The organism is Aquipuribacter aurantiacus (assembly GCF_051216895.1).
Lineage (GTDB): Bacteria > Actinomycetota > Actinomycetes > Actinomycetales > JBBAYJ01 > Aquipuribacter.
In genome coordinates this window covers 156,168-158,821 of record NZ_JBPKAO010000007.1, presented here as the reverse complement: position 1 = coordinate 158,821, position 2,654 = coordinate 156,168, and the positions used below count along the sequence as shown (strand labels likewise).

Here is a 2,654-nt window from a genome sequence, read left to right as displayed (position 1 = left end):
ACACCGAGGCCAAGGACTTCAACGCCACCTGACCGGACGGCACCCCCCCCCCCCCCCCCCCAGCACGCAACCCGACGAGGAGCTCCGTGAGCCCGAGCACCACCAGCCAGGCCCTGCCCGCCGCCGTCCTGTGGGACATGGACGGCACCCTCGTCGACACCGAGCCGTACTGGATCGAGGCCGAGACCGAGCTCGTCACCGCCCACGGCGGCACCTGGACCCACGAGGACGGCCTGGCCCTGGTCGGCAACGCGCTCCCGGTCAGCGGGCAGATCCTGGTGGAGCGCAGCGGCATCGACCTGACGTCGGAGCAGGTCGTGGACGCGCTGCTGGAGCGCATGGTCGTCCGGGTCCGCGAGGACCCGCCGTTCCGGCCCGGCGCGCGTGAGCTGCTCCAGGCGTGCGCGGCCGCCGGGGTGCCGCAGGCGCTGGTGACCATGTCCTACGCGAACCTGGCCGGAGCCATCGTGGAGGCGCTGCCCGCGGGCACGTTCGACGCCGTCGTCACCGGCGACGCCGTCACCCACGGCAAGCCGCACCCCGAGCCGTACCTGACCGCGGCGGAGCGGCTCGGCGTGGACCCCGCCCGGTGCGTGGCCATCGAGGACTCCCCGCCCGGCGTCGCCTCCGCCGAGGCCGCGGGCTGCCGGGTCCTGGCCGTACCGCTGCACGTCGCCATCCCGGCCAAGGTCGGCCGCAGCCGCCTGCCGGGCTTCGAGGGGCTCGACGTCCGGATGCTCGGTCGGCTGTCCACAGGGTCGGTCGTCGACCTGGTGCGGTGAGACCGGCCGGTGACGGCGTGACACCACGAATCGGGCGTTCGCGCGATTCGTGATGGAACCGTGACGCCTACCTCGCAAGTTTTGCGCGCCGAGGTCGTAGGTTCGCACGATCCGACCCGCCCCACGGGTCGCACCTACAGGGGAGTCACATGCGGTCAACAATCACGCGGGGCCTCAGGGTCGTGGCAGTCACAGCTGCCGCCGCCCTGGCCCTCACGGCTTGCGGCGGCGACACCGCCAGCACCGACGAGGAGTCCGGCGCGGCCGGCGGGGACGGTTCCGCCTCCGACGCGACGTTCGTCTTCGGCGCCAGCGCCGACCCGGTCATCCTGGACGGCGCCTACGTCAGCGACGGCGAGTCGCTGCGGGTCATCCGGTCCATCTTCGAGGGCCTGGTCACCACGGAGGAGGGCGGCACCGAGATCGTGCCGCAGCTCGCCGAGGAGTGGAGCGCCAGCGAGGACGGCCTGGAGTGGACGTTCAACCTGCGCGAGGGGGTCAGCTTCCACGACGGTGAGCCGTTCGACGCGGAGGCGGTCTGCTTCAACTTCGACCGCTGGTACAACTTCACCGGCATCCAGCAGGCCAGCAACGTCTCGTACTACTGGTCGACCGTGATGGGCGGCTTCGCGGAGAACGAGGACCCGGCGGCGCCGGAGAGCCTGTACGCCTCCTGCGAGGCGACCGACGAGTCGACCGCCGTCATCACCCTGACCCGGCCGTCGTCGACGTTCCTGTCGGCGCTGTCGCTGCCCGCGTTCAGCATCGGCAGCCCGGCGGCGCTCGAGGAGTTCGGCGCCGACGAGATCAGCGGCAGCGGCGAGGAGCCGCAGTTCACGGGCACCTACGGCACCGACAGCCCCACGGGCACCGGTCCGTTCACCTTCGTGTCGTGGGAGCGTGGCAACCAGCTGGTGCTGGAGCGCAACGACGACTACTGGGGCCAGGTGGCCGACATCCAGAACCTCGTCTTCCGGCCCATCGCCGACGGCCCGGCCCGCGCGCAGGAGCTGCAGTCCGGCGGCATCGACGGCTACGACCTGGTGGACCCGGCCGACGTCGACGTCCTGGAGTCCGAGGGCTACACCATCCTGCGTCGCCCGGCCTTCACCGTCGGCTACGTCGGCTTCAACCAGGCCGCGCCGCCGCTGGACAACCTGCAGATCCGGCAGGCCATCGCCCACGCGATCGACCGCGAGAACATCATCTCGACCAACTACCCGGAGGGCTCGTCGGTCCCGACGCAGTTCATGCCGGAGTCGCTGTTCGGCTACGCCGACGACGTCACCACCTACGACTACGACCCCGAGCGCGCCCGCGAGCTCATCGCGGAGTCCGGGGTCACCGACCTCACCCTCGAGTTCTGGTACCCGACCGAGGTCTCGCGTCCCTACATGCCGGACCCCTCCGCGAACTTCCAGCTGATGGCGGCGGACCTCGAGGAGGTCGGCTTCACGGTCGAGCCCATCGGCGCGCCGTGGACCCCGGACTTCCTCGACGCCGCGCAGAGCGGTGGCGCCCCGATCTACCTGCTCGGGTGGACCGGTGACTTCGGCGACCCGGACAACTTCCTGGGCACGTTCTTCCAGGGTGAGAAGCCCGACTGGGGCTTCAACGACCCGGAGCTGTTCGCCCTGCTCGACGAGGCGGAGGCCGAGACCGACATCGACGTCCGCACTGAGCTGTACGAGGAGGCCAACCGGCAGGTCATGGACCTGCTGCCCGGTCTGCCGTACGCCACCACCGAGGCGGCGCTCGCGCTCCGCCCCGGCATCGAGGGCTTCACGCCGAGCCCGGTGTCCAACGAGGTGTTCAACCTGCTGACGGTCTCCGACAGCTGAGCTGAGCCACCTGCCCGTGCGGGTGGCGGTC

2 protein-coding genes are annotated in these 2,654 nt (G+C 71.2%); both read left to right on the top strand.

The window, feature by feature from the left end:
• Positions 1–86: 86 nt before the first annotated feature.
• Positions 87–782 carry an HAD family hydrolase gene (locus ACR80Q_RS11515; RefSeq protein ID WP_435377754.1) on the top strand — a complete coding sequence of 232 codons (696 nt, stop codon included), beginning with the start codon at positions 87–89 and terminating at the stop codon, positions 780–782.
• 182 nt (positions 783–964) lie between these two features.
• Positions 965–2,623, top strand: a complete 1,659-nt coding sequence (locus ACR80Q_RS11510; RefSeq protein ID WP_435377753.1) for an ABC transporter substrate-binding protein — start codon at positions 965–967, stop codon at positions 2,621–2,623.
• Positions 2,624–2,654: the final 31 nt, after the last annotated feature.